Raw genomic sequence first — 24,003 nt, forward strand, 5'->3', positions numbered from 1 at the left:
TCTTACAAGGCGCCTGACCTTCTCTTAGGGGATGAGCAGAGACTAGAGGTCGGGCGCGAGGTCAACAAATACTAAATACTGAATGCAGCATTCGATTAAATAGATGGCTTGCGTGGGTGCGGCTGTTCGCGGGCCACGGTGAGGAACGGGTCCACCAGTGCAGGCCGAGCAGTGCCCCGGCGCCAGGCCAGGCCTACATCGAGGGTCTGGCTGAGGTCGGCAATCGTGCGTGCCTCGATGATGTCGCCCTCCAGCGACCAGGGCCGGTAGGTCATGTCCGGCTGGATCGACACGCCCAGGCCTGCGGCGACCAGGCTCCGTACGGCTTCCGTCGATGCCGTACGCAACGTGACGCGTGGTTGCAGCCCGGCGCTGGTCCACAGGCGCTGGGCGTTGTGGCCCATTTCGTCGACGTTCAACTGGATCAACGGCTCACGCGCCACATCGGCGAGGTTGATGCTGTCGTGCTCCAGCAATGGGTGTTGCGCCGGCAGCCACAGGCGGTGGGGCGAGTGGGTGAGGACTTCGGTCTGCAAGGCGTGGCGGTCTTCCAGGTTGGAAAGGATCAGCACGCCCACGTCGATCTCGCCGCTGACCAGCAAATGCTCGATATATGGACGCTCATCCTCCATCACGCGGATTTCCACATTGGGGTAGGCGCGCTGGAAGCGGGTGAGCAGGTCGGCCAGGTAATAGCCGGCCACCAGGCTGGTCACGCCGATGATCAACTGCCCGGCGACTTGGTCGGTGCTCTGTTGCAGGCTGCGCTTGGCGTTGTCGACCGTGGCGAGGATCAGGTGCGCCTGGCGCAGGAACTGGTGGCCCTGGTGGGTCAGGGTCATGCCCTTGGCGTGGCGGTTGAACAGGTTGACGCCGATTTCCTGCTCCAGTTGCTGGATCGCCAGGGTCAGGGTCGACTGGGAAATGAACGCCGTTTGCGCGGCGGCCGAGATCGAGCCGGTCTCGGCCACAGCGATAAAGTGCCGGATTTGACGCAAGGTCATCATGCTGGAATTACCAGTGAGGTATTTTTATCGATGTGTTCGAGTGTATATCGATTTAAGCGAAGGGCCGTTGCAAGCTTCAAGCTGCAAGCGTTGCGTTACATCTGGAAGCACTCTAGATCGAGGCTTTTTGGCACTTAGTTTTACGCTGGGGGCCTATTGGTCCTATGAACACACGTGTCTGGAGGCGTTTATGAACACCCGTGGATTGCTCGATCAATTGCTCAAGTCCGGCCAGGACATGTTGCAAAACAAGGCCGGCGGCCAGCGCAAACAGGATGATAAAGGTGCCCTGGGCGGCCTGCTCGGCGGCGGCGGACTGGGCAGCCTGCTCGGCGGTGCAGGCGGCGGCGCGCTGGCGGCCGGCGCCATGGGCCTGTTGCTGGGCAACAAAAAGGCGCGCAAATTCGGCGGCAAGGCCCTGACCTACGGCGGTTTGGCCGCATTGGGCGTCATCGCCTACAAAGCCTACGGCAACTGGCAGGCCAACCAGGCCAATGCACCTCAGGGCGAGCCGCAGACCATCGACCGCCTGCCGCCGGCCCAGGTCGAGCAACACAGCCAGGGCATCCTCAAGGCGCTGGTCGCGGCAGCCAAGGCCGACGGCCATGTGGATGAGCGTGAGCGCGAGCTGATCGAAGGCGAGTTCACCAAGCTGGACAACGACAACGAACTGCAAAGCTGGCTGCACGCCGAACTGAACAAACCCCTGGACCCGGCCGACGTGGCGCGGGCGGCCGGCACCCCGGAAATGGCCGCCGAGATGTATATCGCCAGCGTGATGTTGGTGGACGAAGAGAACTTCATGGAAAAGGCCTATCTGGACGAATTGGCCCGCCAACTGAAGCTCGAGCCCGGCTTGAAGCTGGAGTTGGAAAAGCAGGTACGGCTTAACCAATAGCAGGTGCGGTTGTACGCAAATCCCCAATGTGGGAGGGGCGGTGCGACGATTCGACTTGCTCCCCCTCCCACGGATGTTTTCTGCACTCAGCCGGTGCTCCATCAAAACCCGTTAATACGACCTTGTGCTCGGCTATACTCCTCCCCATTTGAATGGCCCTCCGAGGAATAACTGTGAAGAACTGGACCTTGCGCCAACGCATCCTGGCAAGTTTTGCGGTCATTATCGCCATCATGCTGTTAATGGTTGTGGTCTCCTATTCGCGGTTGCAGAAGATCGAATCCGGCCAGGAAGCGGTGCGTGACGACGCGGTACCGGGGGTTTATCTCAGCTCGATGATCCGCAGCGCCTGGGTCGACAGCTACCTTCAAACCATTGATATCATTGGCTTGCGTGAGGATAAAACCTTCACCGGCAGCGACAGGTCCGACTACAGCGCCTTCGAGTCGCGCATTGAACAGCAGATAGCCAACTATGAACGTACGGTCCATAGCCAGGCCGATCGAATGGAGTTCGATAACTTCAAGGCCGCTCACCTCAATTACAACAGAGTGCTCAAGCAGGTGATCGAGCGCATCGAGGCCAATGACCTGCCGGCCGCGCGCCAATTGCTGGAAGAAGAGTTGACGCCGATCTGGACCGAAGGCCGGATGAAGCTCAATGACATAATCACCGAAAACAAAGGTGTCTCCGATAACGCCACGGCCGCCATCGACGAGGCCGTCGCCTCGGCCAAAATCAGCCTGTTCGTGTCCCTGGCCGTGGCCATTCTGGCTGCCGGTCTGTGTGGCCTTCTGCTGATGCGCGCGATCATGGCGCCGATGCAGCGTATCGTCGAGATCCTCGACACCATGCGCACCGGTGACCTGAGCAAACGCCTGAACCTTGCGCGCAAGGACGAATTCGGCGCGGTGGAAACCGGCTTCAACGACATGATGACCGAACTCACAGCCCTGGTGTCCCAGGCCCAGCGTTCGTCAGTGCAGGTCACCACCTCGGTGACCGAGATTGCCGCCACGTCCAAGCAGCAACAGGCCACGGCCACGGAAACCGCTGCGACAACCACCGAAATCGGTGCCACATCGCGTGAAATCGCTGCCACGTCCAGGGACCTGGTGCGCACCATGACCGAAGTGTCCACCGCCGCCGACCAGGCGTCGGTGGCGGCCGGTTCCGGCCAACAGGGCCTGGCGCGCATGGAAGAAACCATGCACTCGGTGATGGGTGCCGCCGACCTGGTCAACGCCAAGCTGGCGATCCTCAATGAGAAGGCCGGCAATATCAACCAGGTGGTGGTCACCATCGTCAAGGTCGCCGACCAGACCAACCTGCTGTCGCTCAATGCCGCGATCGAGGCCGAGAAGGCCGGTGAATATGGACGCGGGTTCTCCGTGGTCGCCACCGAGGTGCGCCGCCTGGCCGACCAGACCGCCGTGGCCACCTACGACATCGAACAGATGGTCCGCGAGATCCAGTCGGCGGTGTCCGCCGGCGTGATGGGCATGGACAAGTTCTCCGAGGAAGTGCGCCGCGGCATGTTCGAGGTGCAGCAGGTCGGCGAGCAACTGTCGCAGATCATCCATCAGGTGCAGGCACTGGCGCCGCGGGTATTGATGGTCAACGAAGGCATGCAGGCCCAGGCCACCGGCGCCGAGCAGATCAACCATGCCCTCGTGCAACTGGGCGATGCCAGCAGCCAGACCGTGGAGTCCCTGCGCCAGGCCAGCTTTGCGATTGATGAGCTGAGCCAGGTCGCGGTGGGCCTGCGCAGCGGCGTGTCGCGTTTCAAAGTCTGATGAGCGACTTCGCGGCTAAACGCGGCGCCGTCCCGGCAGTGAAAAAGGCATTGTTCCTGGTGTTTCATATCGGCAGCGAACGTTATGCCCTCAAGGCCACCGAAGTGGCCGAGGTGCTGCCGCGCTTGCCGCTCAAGCCGATTGCTCATGCGCCGCTGTGGGTCGCGGGCATCTTCGCCCATCGCGGTGCGTTGGTGCCGGTGATCGACCTCAGCGCCTTGACCTTCGGCACCCCGGCACAGGCCCGCACCAGCACGCGGCTGGTGCTGGTCAACTACCAGCCACAACCCTGGGTCGCGCCGCGCTCGCTGGGGCTGATCCTGGAACAGGCCACCGACACCCTGCGTTGCGAGCCGGGGCAGTTTCAGCCCTACGGCCTGGACAATCGCCAGGCGCCGTACCTGGGGCCAGTGCGCGAAGACGCGCTGGGCCTGATGCAGTGGATCGGCGTGAATGACCTGCTCACCGATGACGTGCGTGCCCTGCTGTTTTCTGCCGAGTTGAGCCTATGAGAGACGACCCGCGCTTTTTCGCCTTCTTGAAGGAACGCATCGGCCTGGACGTTGCGTCGGTCGGCGAGGCCATCATCGAGCGCGCGGTGCGCCAGCGCAGCCAGGCAGTGCTGGCGCAGACGGCGGATGAATACTGGCAGCACCTGCAGCGCTCCCATGATGAGCAACAAGCGCTGATCGAAGCGGTGATCGTCCCCGAGACCTGGTTTTTCCGGTATCCCGAATCCTTTGCCACCCTGGCCCGGTTGGCGGTGGCGCGGCTGGCCGAGATCAAGCAGATGCGCGCGCTGCGCATCCTCAGCCTGCCGTGCTCCACCGGCGAGGAACCCTATTCGATCGCCATGGCGTTGCTCGATGCCGGTTTGGAGCCGCACCAGTTCAAGGTGCAGGGCATGGACGTCAGCCCGCTGTCGGTGGAGCGCGCCCGACGTGGTGTGTATGGCAAGAACTCCTTTCGCGGTGGCGACCTGGCGTTTCGCGAGCGCCACTTTGTCGAGTACGGCGACGGTTTTCACCTCGCCGAACGCGTGCGCGAACAGGTGCGCCTGCAGGTCGGCAACCTGCTCGATCCGGCGCTGCTGGCGAACGAGTCGAGCTACGACTTCGTGTTCTGCCGCAACTTGTTGATCTACTTCGACCAGCCGACCCAACAGCAAGTGTTCGATGTGCTCAAGGGGCTGACCCACGTGGACGGGGTACTGTTTATCGGCCCTGCCGAGGGCAGCCTGCTGGGCCGCCATGGCATGCGTTCGATTGGGGTGCCGCAGTCATTTGCCTTCAGTCGGCATGCCGAACCGCCGAAACCTGAGCCGGTATTCGCGCCCCTGCCGATCACGCCGCGCCGCGCGCCGCCGATTCCCGCCAAGCCACGCCCCTTCAGTACGGTCAGCCCCCAAGGCGTGCCGACCACGTCGGCGCCGTCCGATGCAAGCGCGTTGCTCAGCCGTATCGCCACCCTGGCCAATGAAGGCAAAAGCGCCGAGGCCCGTACCGCCTGCGAGCAGTACCTGAACAGCCATCCTCCGGCCGCGCAGGTGTTTTACTGGCTGGGACTGCTCAGCGATGTGGCCGGCAGTGCTCTGGACGCTCAGGGTTATTATCGAAAAGCCTTGTACCTCGAACCGCAGCATCCGCAGGCCCTGATGCACTTGGCCGCGTTGCTCCAATCCCAGGGTGACAGTGCGGGGGCGCGTCGTTTGCAGGCGCGGGCCGCACGTAGCGAACGAGCTGACAGTGAGTCCAAACGATGAATGACACCGGGGCGCTCGACACCGCCGGCCTCGACCTGACCCTGGCCGATACGCAAGCCATCGATGACTGCTGGAACCGTATCGGTATCCACGGTGACAGGTCGTGCCCGCTGTTGCTGGAGCATATCCACTGCCGTAATTGTTCGGTGTATTCCGCCGCCGCCACGCGCCTGCTCGACCGCTACGCGCTGCAGCAGGACGACCGTCGAGCGGTGGCGGCGGCCAAGGTCGACGAAGACATCGTCACCCGTTCACTGCTGATATTCCGTCTCGGCGAAGAATGGCTGGGCATTGCCACCCGTTGCCTGGTGGAAGTGGCACCGTTGCAACCGATCCATTCGCTGCCGCACCAACGTTCTCGTGCCCTGCTCGGTGTCGCGAATGTGCGTGGTGCACTGGTGGCGTGCCTGTCGCTGGCGGAGCTGCTGGGTCTGGACAGTACCGGCAACGGCGCCAGCGGTGGGCGCATCATGCCGCGCATGCTGATCATCGCCGCGCAGGACGGCCCGGTGGTGGTGCCGGTGGACGAAGTGGATGGCATCCACGCCATCGATGAGCGCACCTTGACGGCGGCGTCTGCGTCCGGCACCCAGGCCAGCGCGCGCTATACCCAAGGGGTGTTGCACTGGAAAGGCCGCAGCCTGCGTTGGCTGGACGAGGCGCAATTGTTGTCTGCCGTGACCCGGAGCCTCACATGACCCCCGACCAGATGCGCGATGCCTCGTTGCTGGAGTTGTTCAGCCTGGAAGCCGATGCGCAGACCCAGGTACTCAGCGCAGGGCTGTTGGCGCTGGAGCGCAACCCGACCCAGGCCGATCAGCTTGAGGCCTGCATGCGTGCAGCGCATTCGCTCAAGGGCGCAGCGCGCATCGTGGGGGTGGATGCGGGCGTGAGCGTCGCTCATGTCATGGAGGACTGTCTGGTCAGCGCTCAGGAGCGCCGCCTGTACCTGCAACCCGAACACATCGATGCCTTGCTTCAAGGCACTGACCTGCTGATGCGCATCGCCACGCCGGGCAATGATGTGGGGCCGGCGGATATCCAGGCTTATGTGGCATTGATGGAGCGTCTGCTCGATCCGGCGCAGCTGACGGCCAGGATCGCACCGCCGCCCGTATCGGCGCCGCCTGCGCCCGCACCGCTCATCGAAGAACCGCCACCGGAATCCGAGCCCGCGCCACTGCTTGCCGGCGACCTGCCACGTACGAACAAACGCTTGACCGAAGGCGGCGAGCGCGTATTGCGCGTCACCGCCGAGCGCTTGAACAGCCTGCTGGACCTGTCGAGCAAATCCCTGGTGGAAACCCAGCGGCTCAAACCCTACCTGGCCAGTATGCAGCGTCTTAAACGTGTGCAAAGCCAGGGCGTGCGCGCCCTGGATACCCTCGATGGCCATCTCAGGACCCTGGATTTGAACCTCGAAGCCCAGGAAGCCCTGGCCGAAACGCGCCGTCTGCTGAGCGAGGCCCAGGCGCTGCTGGCGGAAAAAACCGTCGAGCTGGATGAGTTCGGCTGGCAGGCCGGGCAGCGCGCCCAGGTGCTTTACGACACCGCGCTGGCCTGTCGCATGCGGCCGTTCGCCGATGTGCTGGCCGGGCAGGTGCGCATGGTGCGCGACCTGGGCCGCAGCCTGGGTAAGCAGGTGCGCCTGGAGATCGAAGGCGAAAAGACCCAGGTCGACCGCGACGTGCTGGAAAAGCTCGAAGCGCCGCTTACCCATTTATTGCGCAATGCCGTCGACCACGGCATCGAAATGCCTGAACAACGCCTGCTGGCGGGCAAACCCGCTGAAGGGCTGATCCGCCTGCGCGCGTCGCACCAGGCCGGTTTGCTGGTGCTGGAGTTGAGCGACGACGGTAACGGCGTCGACCTGGAACGCTTGCGCGGCGCGGTTGTCGACCGGCATCTCTCTACCGTGGAAACGGCGTCGAGCCTGAGCGAAGAGGAACTGCTGACGTTCCTGTTCCTGCCCGGTTTCAGCCTGCGCGACAAAGTCACCGAGGTCTCCGGGCGCGGCGTCGGCCTGGATGCGGTCCAGCATATGGTGCGCCAGCTGCGCGGCGCGGTCGTGCTGGAGCAAAGAGCGGGGCAGGGCAGTCGTTTCCATCTGGAGGTGCCGCTGACCTTGTCGGTGGTGCGCAGCCTGGTGGTGGAGGTCGGCGAAGAAGCCTACGCGTTTCCGCTGGCGCACATCGAACGCATGTGTGACCTGGCCCCGGACGACATCGTGCAACTGGAAGGCCGCCAGCATTTCTGGCACGAGGGCCGGCATGTCGGCCTGGTCGCCGCCAGCCAGTTGTTGCAGCGTCCGGCGGGGCAGAGCCCTGCGGATACCTTGAAAGTGGTGGTGATCCGCGAGCGCGATGCGGTGTATGGGATTGCCGTGGAGCGCTTCATCGGCGAGCGTACGCTGGTGGTGCTGCCGCTGGATGACCGCCTGGGCAAGGTCCAGGATATTTCCGCGGGCGCCTTGCTGGACGACGGTTCGGTGGTGTTGATCGTCGATGTGGAAGACATGCTGCGTTCGGTGGATAAACTGCTCGACACCGGGCGTCTGGAACGCATTGCCCGGCGCAGCCAGCAGGCCGCCGAGGCACCGCGCAAGCGCGTGCTGGTGGTGGATGACTCGCTCACGGTACGTGAATTGCAACGTAAATTGCTGCTTAATCGCGGTTACGAAGTGGCCGTGGCGGTGGATGGCATGGACGGCTGGAACGCCTTGCGCTCCGAAGACTTCGACCTGCTGATCACAGACATTGATATGCCTCGCATGGACGGTATCGAATTGGTCACACTCTTGCGCCGTGATACTCGCCTGCAATCGCTGCCGGTGATGGTGGTGTCGTATAAAGACCGTGAAGAAGACCGCCGCCGTGGGCTCGATGCCGGTGCCGATTACTATCTGGCCAAAGCCAGTTTCCACGACGATGCCTTGCTGGACGCCGTGGTGGAGCTGATCGGGAGCGCGCGGGCATGAGGATAGCCATCGTCAATGACATGCCCCTGGCGGTTGAGGCATTGCGCCGCGCCCTGGGTTTCGAGCCCGCGCACCAGGTGGTCTGGGTGGCCGGCAATGGCCTGGAGGCGGTGCAGCGCTGCGCCGAGCTGACGCCGGACCTGATCCTGATGGACCTGATCATGCCGGTGATGGACGGCGTGGAGGCCACGCGGCAGATCATGGCCGAGACGCCGTGCGCGATCCTGCTGGTGACCGTCGACCGTCAGGCCAACATGGGCCGGGTGTTCGAAGCCATGGGCCATGGTGCCCTGGATGTAGTGGACACCCCGGCGCTTGGCGTCGGCAACCCCAGGGATGCCGCGGCGCCGTTGCTGCGCAAGATCCTCAATATCGGTTGGTTGATTGGCCAGCGCGGCAGCCGGGTACGCGCCGAAGCCGCCGCACCGCGCATCAGCGGCCAGCGCCAGAGCCTGGTGGCCATCGGCTCCTCGGCCGGCGGCCCGGCGGCGCTGGAAATCCTGCTCAAGGGCCTGCCCCGGGATTTCCCCGCCGCCATTGTGCTGGTGCAGCATGTCGACCAGGTATTCGCCGCCGGCATGGCCGAGTGGCTGAGCAGCGCCTCCGGCCTGCCGGTGCGCCTGGCCCGCGAAGGCGAGCCGCCGCAACGCGGCGTGGTGCTGCTGGCCGGTACCAACCATCACATTCGTTTATTGAAAAATGGCACGTTGGCCTATACGGCAGAGCCGGTGAACGAGATTTACCGGCCGTCGATCGACGTGTTTTTTGAAAGCGTGGCCAGCCACTGGAATGGCGATGCCGTCGGCGTACTGCTGACCGGTATGGGCCGCGACGGGGCCCAGGGCCTCAAGTTACTGCGTGAACAAGGTTATTTGACCATCGCCCAGGATCAGCAAAGCTCGGCGGTGTACGGAATGCCCAAAGCGGCGGCGGCAATCGATGCCGCTGTTGAAATTCGCCCACTTGACAGAATTGCGCCCCGATTGCTGGAGGTCTTTGCACAATGAACATGACCTTCCGCGGGTGCTGGCGTGCAGGTGGTAATTCAGGTGACTGCACATGAATGATTTACAGATCGACGACATCAAGACCGACGAAAATGCCGCCATGGTGTTGCTGGTCGACGACCAGGCGATGATCGGCGAAGCCGTACGACGTGGCCTGGCCCATGAAGACAATATCGACTTCCACTTCTGCGCCGACCCGCACCAGGCGATTGCCCAGGCGATTCGCATCAAGCCCACCGTGATCCTGCAAGACCTGGTGATGCCCGGCCTGGACGGTCTGACCCTGGTGCGCGAATACCGCAACCACCCGGCCACGGCGAGTATCCCGATCATTGTGCTTTCGACCAAGGAAGACCCGCTGATCAAGAGCGCGGCGTTTTCGGCCGGGGCCAATGATTACCTGGTCAAACTGCCGGACAACATCGAGCTGGTGGCGCGCATCCGCTACCACTCGCGCTCCTACATGACCCTGCTGCAGCGCGATGCCGCCTACCGTGCGTTGCGGGTCAGCCAGCAACAACTGCTGGACACCAATCTGGTGCTGCAACGGTTGATGAACTCCGATGGCCTCACCGGGCTGTCGAACCGCCGCCACTTCGACGAATACCTGGAGCTGGAATGGCGCCGCGCCCTGCGCGATCAGACCCAGCTGTCGCTGCTGATGATCGATGTGGACTTCTTCAAGACCTACAACGACAGCTTCGGCCATGTCGAAGGCGACGAAGCGTTGCGCAAAGTCGCCGACACCATCCGTGAAGCCAGCAGCCGTCCGTCGGACTTGCCGGCGCGCTACGGCGGTGAAGAGTTTGCGCTGGTGCTGCCCAACACCTCGCCAGGCGGCGCGCGGCTGGTGGCCGAGAAGTTGCGCATGGCCGTGGCCGCGCTGAAGATCCCGCATACCGCTCCGACCGAGGGGGCCAGCCTGACCATCAGCATCGGCCTGTCGACCATGACCCCGGTGCAGGGCAGCGATTGCCGCAAATTGATCGTGGCGGCGGACAAGGGGTTGTATACGGCCAAGCACAATGGGCGCAACCAGGTGGTGATCGAATAACCCGCGGCCGCCGCCAATTCAACCTGTGGGAGGGGGCTTGCTGTGGTGAGCAGGCTTGTCCTGCGCCGGGCTGCGCAGCAGCCCCCTTGGATTGAAGGTGAACCCGCCGGGGGACAAGCCCCACTCACCACAACAAGCCCCCTCCCACATTTGATCTCCACTGCGCTGATGGTCGTGGACAAACCCTGCCTTTTCGCCAAGCGGGCTGCCGTTTCGGGTCGTTTGCCGTTATACTCGCCGGCTTTCAAAAGTTCGCCAACGAGTGCTGCCCGCCATGGAAATCAACCCGATCCTTAACACCATCAAGGACCTGTCCGAGCGCTCCGAAACTATTCGGGGGTATCTTTGACTACGATCAAAAGCATGAGCGTCTGACCGAAGTCAATCGCGAGCTTGAAGATCCGAGTGTCTGGAACAAACCTGAATATGCCCAGGAACTGGGCCGCGAGCGCGCTGCGCTGGCGCAGATCGTCGACACCCTCGACGAACTGAACACCGGTCTGGCCGATTGCCGTGACCTGCTGGACATGGCCGTCGAAGAAGACGACGAAGGCGCAGTGGGCGATGTCGTCGCCGAGCTGGCCCGTCTCGAAGAGAACCTCGCCAAGCTCGAATTCCGCCGCATGTTCAGCCACGAGATGGACCCGAACAACGCCTACCTGGACATCCAGGCCGGTTCCGGCGGCACCGAAGCCCAGGACTGGGCCAACATCCTGCTGCGCATGTACCTGCGCTGGGCCGACAAACGCGGTTTCGACGCGACCATCATGGAACTGTCGGCCGGTGAAGTCGCCGGCATCAAGGGCGCGACCGTGCACATCAAAGGTGAATACGCCTTTGGCTGGCTGCGTACCGAGATCGGCGTGCACCGCCTGGTGCGCAAGAGCCCGTTCGACTCCGGCAACCGTCGCCACACCTCGTTCTCGGCCGTGTTCGTTTCGCCAGAGATCGACGACAAAGTCGAAATCGAGATCAACCCCGCCGACCTGCGCATCGATACCTACCGTTCCTCCGGTGCCGGTGGTCAGCACGTTAACACCACCGACTCGGCCGTACGTATCACCCACGTACCGACCAACACCGTGGTCAGTTGCCAGAACGAACGTTCCCAGCACGCGAACAAGGACACCGCCATGAAAATGCTGCGGGCCAAGTTGTACGAGCAGGAAATGCAGAAGCGCAATGCGGCTTCCCAGGCACTGGAAGACACCAAGTCGGATATCGGCTGGGGTCACCAGATCCGTTCTTATGTGCTCGACGCGTCGCGGATCAAGGATCTGCGCACTAACATCGAACGCAGTGACTGCGACAAGGTGCTCGACGGCGATATCGACGAATACCTGGAAGCCAGCTTGAAATCAGGGCTGTAAACCGTCAGCCAAGACCCTAAGTCCCCCGCACCAGTGGGGGCAACGAACCTGTGATGGAATTTCAAAAGACATGAGCGACCAACAACTCGATACGCAAGCCCTGCAACAGGAAGAAAACTCCCTGATCGCCCTGCGCAAGGAAAAGCTTGCTGCCGAGCGCGCCAAGGGTAACGCCTTCCCCAACGACTTCCGCCGCGACAACTACTGCGATGCCCTGCAGAAGCAATATGCGGACAAGACCAAGGAAGAGCTGGCAGAGGCTGCGATCCCGGTCAAGGTGGCAGGTCGCATCATGCTCAACCGTGGCTCGTTCATGGTGATCCAGGACATGACCGGGCGTATCCAGGTCTACGTCAACCGTAAAACCCTGTCCGAAGAAACCCTGGCCTCGGTGAAAACCTGGGACATGGGCGACATCATCGCCGCCGAAGGCACCCTGGCCCGTTCGGGCAAGGGCGACCTGTATGTCGAGATGACCAGCGTGCGCCTGCTGACCAAGTCGCTGCGCCCGCTGCCGGACAAGCACCACGGCCTGACCGACACCGAGCAGCGCTACCGCCAGCGCTATGTTGACCTGATCGTCAACGAAGACGTGCGCCAGACCTTCCGCGTGCGTTCGCAAGTCATCGCTCACATCCGCAGCTTCCTGATGCAGCGCGACTTCCTGGAAGTGGAAACCCCGATGCTGCAGACCATCCCCGGTGGTGCCGCAGCCAAGCCGTTCGAAACCCACCACAACGCGCTGGACATGGAAATGTTCCTGCGTATCGCGCCGGAGCTGTACCTCAAGCGCCTGGTGGTTGGCGGCTTCGAGAAAGTGTTCGAGATCAACCGCAACTTCCGCAACGAAGGCGTCTCGACCCGTCACAACCCTGAATTCACCATGTTGGAGTTCTACCAGGCCTACGCCGACTACGAAGACAACATGGACCTCACCGAGGAACTGTTCCGCGAACTGGCGCAGCTTGTTCTCGGGACTACCGACGTGCCGTACGGCGACAAGGTGTTCCACTTCGGCGAGCCGTTCGTGCGCCTGTCGGTGTTCGACTCGATCCTCAAGTACAACCCTGAGCTGACGGCCGATGACCTGAACGACATCGACAAGGCCCGCGCCATCGCCAAGAAAGCCGGCGCCAAGGTGCTGGGCTTCGAAGGCCTGGGCAAGCTGCAGGTGATGATTTTCGAAGAGCTGGTGGAGCACAAGCTGGAACAGCCGCACTTCATTACCCAGTACCCGTTCGAAGTGTCGCCGCTGGCCCGTCGTAACGACGAGAATCCAAACGTCACCGACCGTTTCGAGCTGTTCATCGGCGGCCGTGAAATCGCCAACGCGTATTCCGAGCTTAACGACGCCGAAGATCAGGCCGAGCGCTTCATGGCCCAGGTGGCCGACAAGGACGCCGGCGACGACGAAGCCATGCACTACGACGCCGACTTCGTTCGGGCCCTGGAATACGGCATGCCGCCAACCGCCGGTGAAGGTATCGGCATCGACCGCCTGGTGATGCTGTTGACCAACTCGCCGTCGATCCGCGATGTGATCTTGTTCCCGCACATGCGGCCACAAGCGTAACCGTAGCGAACTCCGAAGCCGCCTTTTATAAGGCGGCTTTTTTATGTGGCGTTTATAAGCGTCAAGCAAACGACGCCAGGTTTTTTACTCTTCAAGGATGTGTTTGGTGAACCGCGTAACCGCACAAGAAGGCGCCGCCGGCATCGCTGCTGCCGTGGCTGAAAGCGTCCAGTACCAGGGCCGCAAGGCCAGCCGTCGGGGCAGCGAACAACGCCGACAGGATATTCTCGATGCGGCCATGCGCATCGTGGTGCGCGATGGTGTGCGTGCCGTGCGCCATCGGGCGGTGGCAGCGGAGGCGGGGGTGCCGTTGTCGGCCACCACCTATTACTTCAAGGATATCGACGACCTGCTCACCGACACCTTTGCCCAGTACGTGGAACGCAGCGCTGCCTTCATGGGCAAGCTGTGGGTACGCAACGAAGGCTTGTTGCGCGAGATGGTCGCCTATGGCGATGGCAGCCCGGCGTCGCGCTCGCAACTGGCCGATGACATCGCACGGCTGACCGCCGACTACGTGCTGCGCCAACTGACCAACCGTCGCGACTACCTGATGGCCGAACTGGCCTTCCGCCAGGAAGCGCTGCTGAACCCGCGCCTGGCCGAGCTGGTGCGCTCCCACCAGCAGATCCTGTTGCAGGGCACCGGGCAGTTTTTCCAGGTATTGGGCTCCCGCGAGCCGCAACAGGATGCCAAAGTGTTGACGGCGATTATCAGTCGGATGGAATATCAGGGCCTGCTGGGCGGCGCAGAGCCTCTGACCGGTGAAGAGATGCTTGAGATTCTCAAGCGCTACATGCATTTGGTGTTGGCCTCGGTCTAGCCCTGTGCTCAATCTGCTTTCTGTGGGGTTATTACATGAAAGCCTGGCGTGTCGTCGCAATCGTCGTGTCGTTGCTGCTGCTCAGCGGATGCCTGGTGACGTTCAAGGACCCGCTGCCGGCCCACGAGGCTGCGCCTAACGAGCTACTGGGCAAGTGGGCCAGCAAGAATGCCTGGGGCGAGCCCCTCAACCTGCAGATTTCCCGAGCGGGCGACGGACGTTACAAGGCCGTGAGCTACCCTACGGCCAAGCCCGGCCAGCGTGATGAGTACCTGTTCAACGTGTCGCGCCATGGCGATCGCTGGTACCTGTCGGCGCCGTTACCGGAAAGGTTCGGCGGGCATTTCATCCTGGCGGGCTTCGAACTCGACGAAAAGCACGAACTGGTGGTCTACAACCTGGATCTGGAACAGATCCAGCAGGCCATCGGTCAACAGGTATTGCATGGCAGCGCCATAGACACCGTAGAAGGCGCCGGCGTGCGGGTGGACAGCCCCATGGACCAGGTGTTTGCCTACCTGGATAACCCGGCCAATGCCGATGTGTTCGTTGAAGCCGTGCGCTACCGGCGCGTGGGCCAATAACGTTTAAAGAAGGAAGCATCAGGTGGACGATTACCAGCAGACGATACGCACTTTGTCTGATCGCATTGTGCTGGCGCAGACACCGATTCGCGTCCTCGACGCCGTGAAGTGGGACGACAACATTCGTCAGGGCTTCCTCAAGGCCAAGGGCAAGGTCATGCCCGCGGTGGACCGCGATTACTATCTCAACCGGCCGCTGTCGTTCGACTCCAGCGCAGTGAAGCTGGAGTTTCAGAACATCGAGCGTGACATCACGCGGCGCCTCGGCCAGTTCAGCCCGGTGGGGCAGATCATGCGCCGCATGTGCAAGGAGTACCGCATGGTGGTGCGCATGCTCGAAGCGCGCGGCACCGAGGACTTCGGCCTGATTTCCCAGGAGCTGTACGGCGCCGCCTCCGACGCGTTCCACGCCGGCGATCCGACCCTGGCCGACCTTGGCCTGATGCTCTCCGATTACCTGAACAATATCGACGGCCGTGGCGACCTCAAGGATGAAGCCAAGACCCTCACCGCCAAGGACGCCGTCGCGCTGCTGCAAACCCGCCTGAACAAAGTGTTTGGCGAGGCTGAAGAAACCATCCGCGTATTCGAGTCCGACGGTATCGTCGCCGACGCCGCGGCGGGTGCCGACTACATCAAGATCCGCGCCGATGCGATGTTCAACGACCGCGATGTGCGTGCCCTCGAAGTGCACGAAGGCCTGGTGCATGTGGGCACCACGCTCAACGGCCAGAACCAGCCGATCTGCACGTTCCTGTCCAAAGGGCCGCCGTCGTCCACCGTCACCCAGGAAGGCCTGGCGATCCTGATGGAAATCATCACCTTCGCCTCCTACCCGAGTCGCCTGCGCAAACTGACCAACCGCACCCGCGCCATTCATATGGTGGAAGAGGGCGCCGACTTCCTGCAGGTGTTCGAGTTCTTCCGCGAACAAGGTTTTGAAATGGCCGAAAGCTACGGCAACGCCAGTCGCGTGTTCCGGGGTTCGGTGCCCAATGGCCTGCCGTTTACCAAAGACTTGTCCTACCTCAAGGGCTTTATCATGGTCTACAACTACATCCAGCTGGCCGTGCGCAAAGGCAAGCTGGAGCAAGTGCCGCTGCTGTTCTGCGGCAAGACCACCCTGGAAGACATGCGCACCCTGCGCCAACTGGTCGACGAAGGCCTGGTGGTGCCGCCCAAGTACCTGCCCGAGCAATTTCGCGATATGAACGCGCTGGCGGCCTGGATGTGTTTCTCCAACTTCCTCAACCACCTGAGCCTGGACCGGATCGAGGCGGATTACTCCAACATCCTCTGACGAAACCGGATCAAAATGTGGGAGGGGGCAAGTCGAATCGTCGCACCGTCCCTCCCACATTGGATCTTCACAAGTCGGCACATTTCATCTCAATCACGAGGCTTCAACGGATGAGAATCCTCGGCATTCTTTGCCTGCTTCTAACCTTGAACGGCTGCAGCTCCTTGCTGTTCTACCCCGAGCCCGGCCTGCCGTTCACACCGGAAAAAGCCCACCTGGCTTACCGCGACGTCACCCTCACCACCGCAGACGGCGTGAAGTTGCACGCCTGGTGGCTGCCGGCCAAACCGGGCGTGCCGCTCAAGGGCACGGTGCTGCACCTGCATGGCAATGGCGGCAACCTGGCCTGGCACCTGGGTGGCAGTTGGTGGTTGCCTGAGCAGGGCTATCAAGTGTTGTTGCTGGACTATCGCGGTTATGGCCTGTCCGAGGGCAAGCCGTCATTGCCGGCGATTTACCAGGACATTGACGCCGCCTTCGGTTGGATCGACAGGGCCCCCGAAACCCAGGGCCAACCGTTGGTCGTCCTCGGTCAGAGCCTGGGTGGAGCGTTGGCGGTGCATTACCTGGCAGCGCATCCCGAACGCCAGGCAAGGCTCAAGGCCCTGGTGCTGGATGGCGTGCCCGCCAGTTATCGTGACGTAGGACAATTCGCGTTGAGCACTTCCTGGTTAACATGGCCGTTTCAGGTGCCATTGTCCTGGCTGGTACCGGACACCGACAGCGCAATCAAGGTCATGCCCCGGCTGACCGGCGTGCCGAAACTGTTGTTCCACAGCCTGGATGACCCCATCGTGCCCCTGGCCAATGGCATTCGCCTGTACCAGGCCGCGCCACCGCCCAGAGTGTTGCAGCTGACCCGGGGTGGCCACGTGCAGACCTTTGCCGACAAGACCTGGCAAACCGTGATGCTGCGCTATCTGGATGACCCGCAACACTTCAACGGCTTGCGCCGCCTGGGCGAAATTGCGAACTACCCCATTCCTAACCTTGATTCATCAGAGAGCCCGCAATGAGCGAAGAACGCAACATGATCCCGCTGATCCTCACCGGCATCGGCACCATCATCGGCACCGTCGGTTGCTTGTGGTACTACGGCTACCTGCACTTCGCCAAACCGGAAGATGCGTTGTTGCTCAGTGACTTCACCATGCTCAAGACCGTGCCCGGCGAGGACTACAAAATCTCCCTGACGCCGGCCGCCCAAGTGGCGCAATGCGTCGATGGCGTGCTGGTGATGTTCGATACCGAGCAAAAAGGCCTGAGCGGTGTGCTGGTGAACAACAAGAAGCAGGCCGTGCGCTGCATGGGGCAGGAAACTCCGCAGTTGCAGCAGTGACGCCTGACCGCACCTGAAATATTTGGAACCGTATTGCGTAAGACGTCACTCAATGGCGTGTCAGCGTGGCTGATGGATAACTTACGAAGGGGAATCACGGTGAATATAAGTGCGATAGGCAGGATGCTGGACATGGCGCGTGCGCAGCAGGTCCTGGATGAGTGTCGTGAATGCGACGACGACAGGTTGGACAATGAGCTGGAAGCGTTGACGCGGCGTGCCAAGCCCGACTTTGTGGGCAACGACGACAGTCAGCGACCGATCCAATACTGAATAAAACAAACCCACTGTCTCCGGTGGGTTTTTTTATATTCCCTGGATAATCATTGCTGGTTGCTCTATTTGTATTACCAGGCGAGACAGGCGAGGAACTGATTGTTGTCGGCGACCACAGCAGTATTGATCAGGAGATCAAGCTGAGTTCGTGGGAATTTACGTCTGGAGTTGAGTGATGAGATTAGATTCGTTGATTGGCGGCGCTTTCATGAACACGCTGAGGGCTGCATCCACTGTGTGGAACACTGTCACGGGAAACTGCATGGGGTGGCCATATTCGGGAAGCGGTCATTCACGCAGTTACAGTGACTCCCCTGCGGTGTGGCGCCAAGGGGGTGCCAATGCTCAGCCCTCAAGGCACATGACCCTGCGCTACATGGGACCGCCGCCTGGCCAGAGTCCTTTGGCCTCAACCAGGCCCCAGAGAGTCAATCACATCAACTATGTATTTAATATTAATTATGTGAGCGTAGGGGATGTGAAGGCGTCTCAAGTGGGGGTGCATGTCAATAGCGGCCACCACAGTATGAATAATGGTAACTTCGGCAATTATGGAAATAACGGTAACAGTGGGCAACATAATCACTATGCCAACCTCGGCGATAACGGCCACCACCAGCGCCTGTTGAGCGCTGGCTTGACTGACAACCATCGCCAGGGCCGCGTTTAAGCGGATCACTGGAGGTGGGGATGCGCCATCCGACCGTTGAAGTTTTATCTTACTTTTTAATAAGCGCCGCAGGGGAACGTATGACGCCTGTTCCTACACTTATTACATGCGATAGGAACGCGAGTTGCAGATAACGGCTTCGTCTATCGTGTACGGTTAAACTCATCAAGTTCTCTGGAGTAAGGAAGATGTCAAGATGACTCAGTTATTAGTGCCGCGATACGATCACTACGCTTTTTTCCAGCCTGGTTCAGCGGCTGACCATCAGCGGTCGACAGAGGGGACTCAACGGGCATATTCACCGCCAATTGAGCGTGGCAACGTGCATCAGGGCAACCATGGGAATTACGGCAACAATGGAAATGTCGGCAGTTATAGCCGCTACGAAAATAGCGGGCAGAACGGTAATGACGTGAAGGCAATGGTCGGGTGGGGCACTGGCGGTGCGGGAGGCTTGGGGAATTACGGCAATTACGGGAATAATGGCAACAGTGGCGGTTTCAGCACGTATGTCAACTCGGGCCACAACGGTAACAGCATCAGCGCTTATATTCGTTTCTGATACTCGTATTGGATTTTAATAAAAAAGCCCCGTCTATAAAGACGGAGCTTTTTTTAACCACACAAACCGCTGATTCAGTTAGCGACGGAAGACCGTGGCTTGACCGGTTGGTTGTCGTTGGAAATAGTCACTTCAACACGGCGGTTCATGGCGCGGCCCGACACGCTGCCGTTATCGGCAACCGGGTATTCCTTGCCGTAACCCTGGGTCACGATGCGCGAGATATCCACGCCTTGCTGGGCCAGTGCACGTTGTACGGAGGCCGCACGACGCTCGGACAGGCTCTGGTTGTACGAATCGGAACCGGTGCTGTCGGTGTAGCCTTCGACAATCACTTTACGGTCCGGGTTGTCGCGCAGGAACTGCGCCAGTTTGGTGATGTTCACCAGACCAGTGGATTTCAGGTCGGACTTGTTGGTGGCAAACAGCACGTCGCCAAAGGTCACCAGCGTACCGCGATCGGTTTGCTTGGCGTTCAGGCTGTCCTGCAATTGCTTGATTTGCGCATCACGGGCGTCCAGCAGGGCGCGGGCACGTTCGTCGCCGGCGTTCTTCAACTTGGCTTCGGACTCGCGCAACGCGATGGTGTCTTTGGCCACTTCAACACGCTGGTTGGTCAGGTAGGCCAGTTGGTCGACCTTCTTCTGGTCTTCCTTGTCGCGGTAGGCCTTGTCAGCCTTGTCCAGCCAGTCTTGTGCGTCCTTGGTTTCAAGGGCCGCTACCTTGGTGGCGTTCGGGTTGGCCTGCAGGGCCGAGAAATTGGTCCGTGCATTTTCCAGGTTCGCGTTCGGCGGGGTGGAGCACGCGGCCAGAGCAACGCTCATTGCCAGCAGGGCAGGGATCATCAATTGTTTACGCATAATCGTGTCGTCCTTTCAATTCGATATCGGGTGCGGTGCGGTTACGGCAAGCGGCTTATTTCTGCTGGATAGCAGCCGGGCGCATGCCTTCCTTGCGCAACTCGTCGACAGCCTTCTGGGAATCCTTCACCGCCTGATCAGCCTTGGCGGCCTGGGCCTTACGCTCTGCAACGCGAGCGTCCCACTCGGCTTGTTCGGCCAGGCGGCGGGCTTCTTCATAGTTCTTGTCGTGCATAGCGATTTCAGCTTGCTTGAGCTTGTCCTGGGCCGACTTCATTTCTACGGCCGCATACTCGGTGCCGCCGGCGCTGACTGCGCTGTTCACCGCAGACTGCGTTACTGCGTACTGCTCGGTCGGAGGGTTGCCGGCGCAGCCCGCCAGAACGAAGCTGGTGCCGATTGCCAGCGCGGCCAATTTAAGCCCGCGCAGGTGGTTAAACGAGGATTTGGCAGTGCTGGTCTTCATCGTCTTCAACTCCATTGGATAACTCCTGAAAAACTTCAAAATCCATCTCGTTTGGCGAACGGCTTCGGGCCTGGCGGTAATGCTCGAAGTACCCTTTCAAACGGCCGTTCCAAGTGATGGCTTACTGGCTGTGACCGGCGGCTTTTTTGAATAGTTCAGCGAGGATGGCGATTTGCCTAAAAAAATAGCTGACTGATCGGTCAGTGTAAAAAAATGGAACTTTTGCCCTGCGCAGGAGTACGCCGAGCCTCGGTAGAGGCCCGGAATACCAGGGGTTTAACGGGTTTGGTGAATCTCGGTCAGTGCTTGGGTTCGTCGGAACCGGCTGATAAATCATGCAGATAGCGGCGCGATAAGGTCAGGAAGCGGGGCGTAGGGCCGACGTCTTCGTAGAGTGGGTCACCCTCTTCATCGGTGGCGATGACCTGCTGACCCTTGATGTACGGAAAGCTGGCTTCCAGCTCTTCGAGGGCGGCGCCGATCAGCTCGCCGAGCAACTCTTCGGGATGGCGCTTGGGGTACATTTCGGCGATGGCCGCCAGCCGCGCGGCGGCCTCAACATCCAGGTGGATCGCATATTTGGTTTCTGTCAGGCGACCCTTGGCGTTCTCTTCCCAATGCTGGGCCAGTTCTCGGATTTTCATGGCAACCTCAATAAAGCCCGCGCTGGCGGACGGTGATGAGTGACCGGTCGTCACGCTGGCAAGCGTGACGGCTCACAGTTGAGACTAGCTGCAAGTCGCAAGGTTTAAAGTCTTGTCATAAAACCAAGCTGGCGGCACTCTGGCAAACCTGCGCGTCCCGGATTTCTGGCTGGAGATTGGCTGATGAGTGATATCGATGCACGCTTGCGCGAGGATGTTCACCTGCTGGGTGAACTGCTGGGCACTACCATTCGAGAGCAGTACGGCGATGACTTTCTCGACAAGATCGAGCAGATCCGCAAAGGCGCCAAGGCGGATCGCCGCGGAGCCGTTTCCGAGAAAGCCGCCGGTGATGAACTGAGCGCCAGCCTCAACCAGTTGCAGGAAGACGAGCTGCTGCCCGTGGCCAGGGCCTTCAACCAGTTCCTCAACCTGGCCAATATCGCTGAGCAGTACCAGTTGATTCATCGGCGCGACGAGTCGCAACCGGCGCCGTTCGAATCCCGCGTATTGCCGGAGTTGCTGACCCGCCTGCAAAGCGAAGGCCACAGCAACGAATCCCTGGCCCGCCAGTTGGGGCGCCTGGAGATCGAACTGGTGCTCACCGCCCACCCCACCGAAGTGGCGCGCCGTACCTTGATCCAGAAATACGATGCGATTGCCGCGCAACTGGCGCTGCAGGACCACCGCGACCTCACCGCGGCTGAACGCGAACAGATCCGTCAGCGCCTGCAACGACTGATCGCCGAAGCCTGGCACACCGAAGAAATCCGCCGTACCCGGCCCACCCCGGTGGATGAAGCCAAGTGGGGCTTTGCGGTCATCGAGCATTCGCTGTGGCACGCCATCCCCAGTTATCTGCGCAAGGCTGACCAGGCCTTGCATGCCGCCACCGGCCTGCGCCTGCCGCTTGAGGCGGCGCCGATTCGTTTTGCTTCCTGGATGGGCGGTGATCGCGACGGCAACCCGAATGTCACCGCGCCGGTCACCCGCGAAGTGCTGCTGCTGGCGCGCTGGATGGCCGCCGATTTGTACTTGCGCGATATCGACCACCTGGCCTCCGAGCTGTCGATGCAAAAGGCCAGTCCGGCGTTGCAGGCCAAGGTCGGTGACAGCGTCGAACCCTACCGCAGCCTGCTCAAGCAGCTTCGCGAACGCCTGCGCGCCACGCGCCAGTGGGCCCATGCCGCGTTGGGCAGCAACACGCCGGCACCGGCCGAGGTGCTGCAGAACAACCGCGACCTGTTGGAGCCGCTGGAGCTGTGCTACCAGTCGCTGCATGAGTGCGGCATGGGCGTGATCGCCGATGGCCCGTTGCTCGACTGCCTGCGCCGGGCCGTGACCTTTGGCTTGTTCCTGGTGCGCCTGGATGTTCGGCAGGACGCCAGCCGCCATTGCGCGGCCATGACCGAAATTACCGATTACCTGGGCCTGGGTCGCTATGAGGACTGGGACGAAGATGCGCGTATCAGCTTCCTGATGAAGGAGCTGGCCAACCGTCGACCGCTGCTGCCGGGTTATTTCAAGCCCTCGGCGGATACCGCTGAAGTGTTGAATACCTGCAAGGAAATCGCTGCCGCACCGGCGGCTTCGTTGGGTTCGTACGTCATCTCCATGGCCGGCGCCGCGTCCGATGTGCTGGCCGTGCAACTGCTGCTTAAAGAGTCGGGCGTGCAACGGCCGATGCGCGTCGTGCCGTTGTTCGAAACCCTGGCCGACCTGGATAACGCCGGCCCTGTGATCGAGCAGCTGTTGTTGCTGCCAGGTTACCGCGCGCGGTTGCAGGGCCCGCAGGAAGTGATGATCGGCTACTCCGACTCGGCCAAGGACGCCGGCACCACCGCCGCTGCCTGGGCGCAATATCGGGCGCAGGAGCGGCTGGTGGATATCTGCCGCGAGCAACAGGTGGAACTGCTGTTGTTCCATGGTCGCGGCGGCACCGTCGGGCGTGGCGGCGGCCCGGCTCACGAGGCAATCCTGTCGCAGCCGCCGGGTTCGGTGGCGGGGCGGTTCCGCACCACTGAGCAAGGCGAGATGATCCGCTTCAAGTTCGGCCTGCCGGACATCGCCGAACAGAACCTCAATCTGTACCTGGCGGCGGTGCTGGAGGCGACATTATTGCCGCCGCCACCACCGGAGCCGGCGTGGCGACATTTGATGGACGAATTGGCGGCGGATGGTGTCAGTGCCTACCGCGCCGTCGTGCGGGAAAATCCGCAATTCGTCGAGTATTTCCGCCAGTCCACACCGGAGCGGGAACTCGGCCGTTTGCCATTGGGCAGCCGCCCGGCCAAGCGTCGTGCCGGCGGTATAGAAAGCCTGCGGGCCATTCCGTGGATCTTCGGCTGGACCCAGACGCGCCTGATGCTGCCGGCGTGGCTCGGCTGGGAAGCCGCGTTGAGCAAGGCCCTGGCGCGCGGTGAAGGCCAATTGCTGGGGCAGATGCGCGAGCAGTGGCCATTTTTCCGTACCCGCATCGATATGCTGGAAATGGTGTTGGCCAAGGCCGATGCCGATATCGCGCGTTTATACGATGAGCGCCTGGTGCAGTCCGACCTGTTGCCATTGGGTGCGCACTTGCGCGACCTATTGTCGCAGGCCTGTGGCGTGGTGCTCGGCCTGACCGGCCAGTCGCAACTGCTGGCCCATAGTCCCGACACCCTGGAGTTCATCCGCCTGCGCAACACCTACCTCGACCCGTTGCACTTGTTGCAGGCCGAGTTGTTGGCACGTTCGCGTCAACAGGAAGCGGCACAGGACAGCCCTCTGGAACAGGCGCTGCTGGTCTGCGTGGCCGGTATTGCCGCCGGTTTGCGCAACACCGGCTGAGGTTTTTTGCGTGTTCTCAACGGCTTGCGGCTAAACCGCGACGGCCGCCCCGAAACGGGCGGTCGTTGTTTGAACGGTTGGGTTGCACCCAGGCGCACCCTACCTATGGCGCATACGCAGCACGGGTTCCTGCGACTTTTGGCGGCTTGTGTGGTTAAGGCCTGCTGTGTATCTTGATCAGCCTTTGGCCGTTTGTGCGGCCCGAA

General features: G+C 61.4%; 22 protein-coding genes. 18 read left to right on the top strand and 4 right to left on the bottom strand.

What is annotated here, in order from left to right; genetic code table 11:
• Nucleotides 1-95: 95 nt before the first annotated feature.
• Complete coding sequence (locus V6M90_RS15115; RefSeq protein ID WP_003172200.1) at nucleotides 96-1,007, bottom strand: LysR family transcriptional regulator; 912 nt, start codon at nucleotides 1,005-1,007, stop codon at nucleotides 96-98.
• 190 nt (nucleotides 1,008-1,197) lie between these two features.
• On the opposite strand from V6M90_RS15115, the gene V6M90_RS15120 reads away from it, so the two are divergent.
• From V6M90_RS15120 to V6M90_RS15200, 17 genes are all read left to right on the top strand, one after another.
• Nucleotides 1,198-1,905 carry a tellurite resistance TerB family protein gene (locus tag V6M90_RS15120; protein WP_141064288.1) on the top strand — a complete coding sequence of 236 codons (708 nt, stop codon included), beginning with the start codon at nucleotides 1,198-1,200 and terminating at the stop codon, nucleotides 1,903-1,905.
• Nucleotides 1,906-2,078: 173 nt separating this feature from the next.
• Nucleotides 2,079-3,701 carry a methyl-accepting chemotaxis protein gene (locus tag V6M90_RS15125; RefSeq protein WP_003172202.1) on the top strand — a complete coding sequence of 541 codons (1,623 nt, stop codon included), beginning with the start codon at nucleotides 2,079-2,081 and terminating at the stop codon, nucleotides 3,699-3,701.
• Complete coding sequence (locus V6M90_RS15130; protein ID WP_003172203.1) at nucleotides 3,701-4,213, top strand: chemotaxis protein CheW; 513 nt, start codon at nucleotides 3,701-3,703, stop codon at nucleotides 4,211-4,213. Before V6M90_RS15125 ends, V6M90_RS15130 begins: the two co-directional genes overlap by 1 nt.
• Nucleotides 4,210-5,463 (top strand): CheR family methyltransferase, encoded by a 1,254-nt coding sequence (locus tag V6M90_RS15135; protein ID WP_332846734.1) that lies wholly within the window; start codon nucleotides 4,210-4,212, stop codon nucleotides 5,461-5,463. Before V6M90_RS15130 ends, V6M90_RS15135 begins: the two co-directional genes overlap by 4 nt.
• Nucleotides 5,460-6,161, top strand: coding sequence for a chemotaxis protein CheW (locus tag V6M90_RS15140; protein ID WP_003172205.1), 702 nt, complete (start codon nucleotides 5,460-5,462; stop codon nucleotides 6,159-6,161). The genes V6M90_RS15135 and V6M90_RS15140 overlap by 4 nt, the downstream gene beginning before the upstream one ends.
• A complete protein-coding gene (locus V6M90_RS15145; RefSeq protein ID WP_332846735.1) occupies nucleotides 6,158-8,440 on the top strand; it encodes a hybrid sensor histidine kinase/response regulator in 2,283 nt (760 codons plus the stop codon). Before V6M90_RS15140 ends, V6M90_RS15145 begins: the two co-directional genes overlap by 4 nt.
• Nucleotides 8,437-9,447, top strand: a complete 1,011-nt coding sequence (gene cheB / locus V6M90_RS15150; RefSeq protein WP_078823486.1) for a chemotaxis response regulator protein-glutamate methylesterase — start codon at nucleotides 8,437-8,439, stop codon at nucleotides 9,445-9,447. Before V6M90_RS15145 ends, cheB begins: the two co-directional genes overlap by 4 nt.
• A gap of 52 nt (nucleotides 9,448-9,499) precedes the next feature.
• Nucleotides 9,500-10,501, top strand: coding sequence for a PleD family two-component system response regulator (locus tag V6M90_RS15155; RefSeq protein WP_332846736.1), 1,002 nt, complete (start codon nucleotides 9,500-9,502; stop codon nucleotides 10,499-10,501).
• Between the two features lie 274 nt (nucleotides 10,502-10,775).
• A protein-coding gene (prfB, locus tag V6M90_RS15160) for a peptide chain release factor 2 (protein WP_100226016.1) occupies nucleotides 10,776-11,871 on the top strand; the annotation gives its coding sequence in 2 pieces (ribosomal slippage) (nucleotides 10,776-10,847 and nucleotides 10,849-11,871; 1,095 coding nt in all).
• 70 nt (nucleotides 11,872-11,941) lie between these two features.
• Nucleotides 11,942-13,444 (top strand): lysine--tRNA ligase, encoded by a 1,503-nt coding sequence (lysS, locus tag V6M90_RS15165; RefSeq protein WP_003172211.1) that lies wholly within the window; start codon nucleotides 11,942-11,944, stop codon nucleotides 13,442-13,444.
• A 106-nt stretch (nucleotides 13,445-13,550) separates the two neighbouring features.
• Nucleotides 13,551-14,267, top strand: coding sequence for a TetR/AcrR family transcriptional regulator (locus V6M90_RS15170; protein ID WP_003172213.1), 717 nt, complete (start codon nucleotides 13,551-13,553; stop codon nucleotides 14,265-14,267).
• A gap of 35 nt (nucleotides 14,268-14,302) precedes the next feature.
• Entirely contained in the window at nucleotides 14,303-14,851 is a 549-nt protein-coding gene (locus V6M90_RS15175; protein WP_003172214.1) for a hypothetical protein, read from the top strand.
• 22 nt (nucleotides 14,852-14,873) lie between these two features.
• Entirely contained in the window at nucleotides 14,874-16,151 is a 1,278-nt protein-coding gene (locus tag V6M90_RS15180; RefSeq protein ID WP_003172215.1) for a flavohemoglobin expression-modulating QEGLA motif protein, read from the top strand.
• A 110-nt stretch (nucleotides 16,152-16,261) separates the two neighbouring features.
• Nucleotides 16,262-17,167 (top strand): alpha/beta hydrolase, encoded by a 906-nt coding sequence (locus tag V6M90_RS15185; RefSeq protein ID WP_078823489.1) that lies wholly within the window; start codon nucleotides 16,262-16,264, stop codon nucleotides 17,165-17,167.
• Nucleotides 17,164-17,490 (top strand): hypothetical protein, encoded by a 327-nt coding sequence (locus V6M90_RS15190; protein WP_003172217.1) that lies wholly within the window; start codon nucleotides 17,164-17,166, stop codon nucleotides 17,488-17,490. The genes V6M90_RS15185 and V6M90_RS15190 overlap by 4 nt, the downstream gene beginning before the upstream one ends.
• A gap of 132 nt (nucleotides 17,491-17,622) precedes the next feature.
• Nucleotides 17,623-17,763: a hypothetical protein gene (locus tag V6M90_RS15195; protein WP_003172218.1), complete on the top strand. Its 141-nt coding sequence runs from the start codon at nucleotides 17,623-17,625 to the stop codon at nucleotides 17,761-17,763.
• 869 nt (nucleotides 17,764-18,632) lie between these two features.
• Nucleotides 18,633-18,998 carry a hypothetical protein gene (locus tag V6M90_RS15200; RefSeq protein ID WP_141064284.1) on the top strand — a complete coding sequence of 122 codons (366 nt, stop codon included), beginning with the start codon at nucleotides 18,633-18,635 and terminating at the stop codon, nucleotides 18,996-18,998.
• A gap of 74 nt (nucleotides 18,999-19,072) precedes the next feature.
• Here the strand turns inward: V6M90_RS15200 and V6M90_RS15205 are convergent, their stop codons facing one another.
• The 3 genes from V6M90_RS15205 to V6M90_RS15215 all read right to left on the bottom strand — a co-directional run bounded on the left by V6M90_RS15205 (nucleotide 19,073) and on the right by V6M90_RS15215 (nucleotide 20,968).
• Nucleotides 19,073-19,858, bottom strand: a complete 786-nt coding sequence (locus tag V6M90_RS15205) for an OmpA family protein (protein ID WP_003172220.1) — start codon at nucleotides 19,856-19,858, stop codon at nucleotides 19,073-19,075.
• 55 nt (nucleotides 19,859-19,913) lie between these two features.
• Nucleotides 19,914-20,339 carry a DUF4398 domain-containing protein gene (locus V6M90_RS15210; RefSeq protein WP_042944289.1) on the bottom strand — a complete coding sequence of 142 codons (426 nt, stop codon included), beginning with the start codon at nucleotides 20,337-20,339 and terminating at the stop codon, nucleotides 19,914-19,916.
• Between the two features lie 284 nt (nucleotides 20,340-20,623).
• Nucleotides 20,624-20,968, bottom strand: coding sequence for a pilin assembly protein (locus V6M90_RS15215; RefSeq protein WP_141064283.1), 345 nt, complete (start codon nucleotides 20,966-20,968; stop codon nucleotides 20,624-20,626).
• Between the two features lie 183 nt (nucleotides 20,969-21,151).
• Here V6M90_RS15215 and ppc point away from each other — a divergent pair, with 183 nt between their 5' ends.
• Nucleotides 21,152-23,797 (top strand): phosphoenolpyruvate carboxylase, encoded by a 2,646-nt coding sequence (gene ppc, locus V6M90_RS15220; protein WP_332846737.1) that lies wholly within the window; start codon nucleotides 21,152-21,154, stop codon nucleotides 23,795-23,797.
• Nucleotides 23,798-24,003: the final 206 nt, after the last annotated feature.

It is taken from the genome of Pseudomonas lactucae, assembly GCF_036688725.1.
GTDB classification, from domain to species: Bacteria; Pseudomonadota; Gammaproteobacteria; order Pseudomonadales; family Pseudomonadaceae; genus Aquipseudomonas; species Aquipseudomonas lactucae.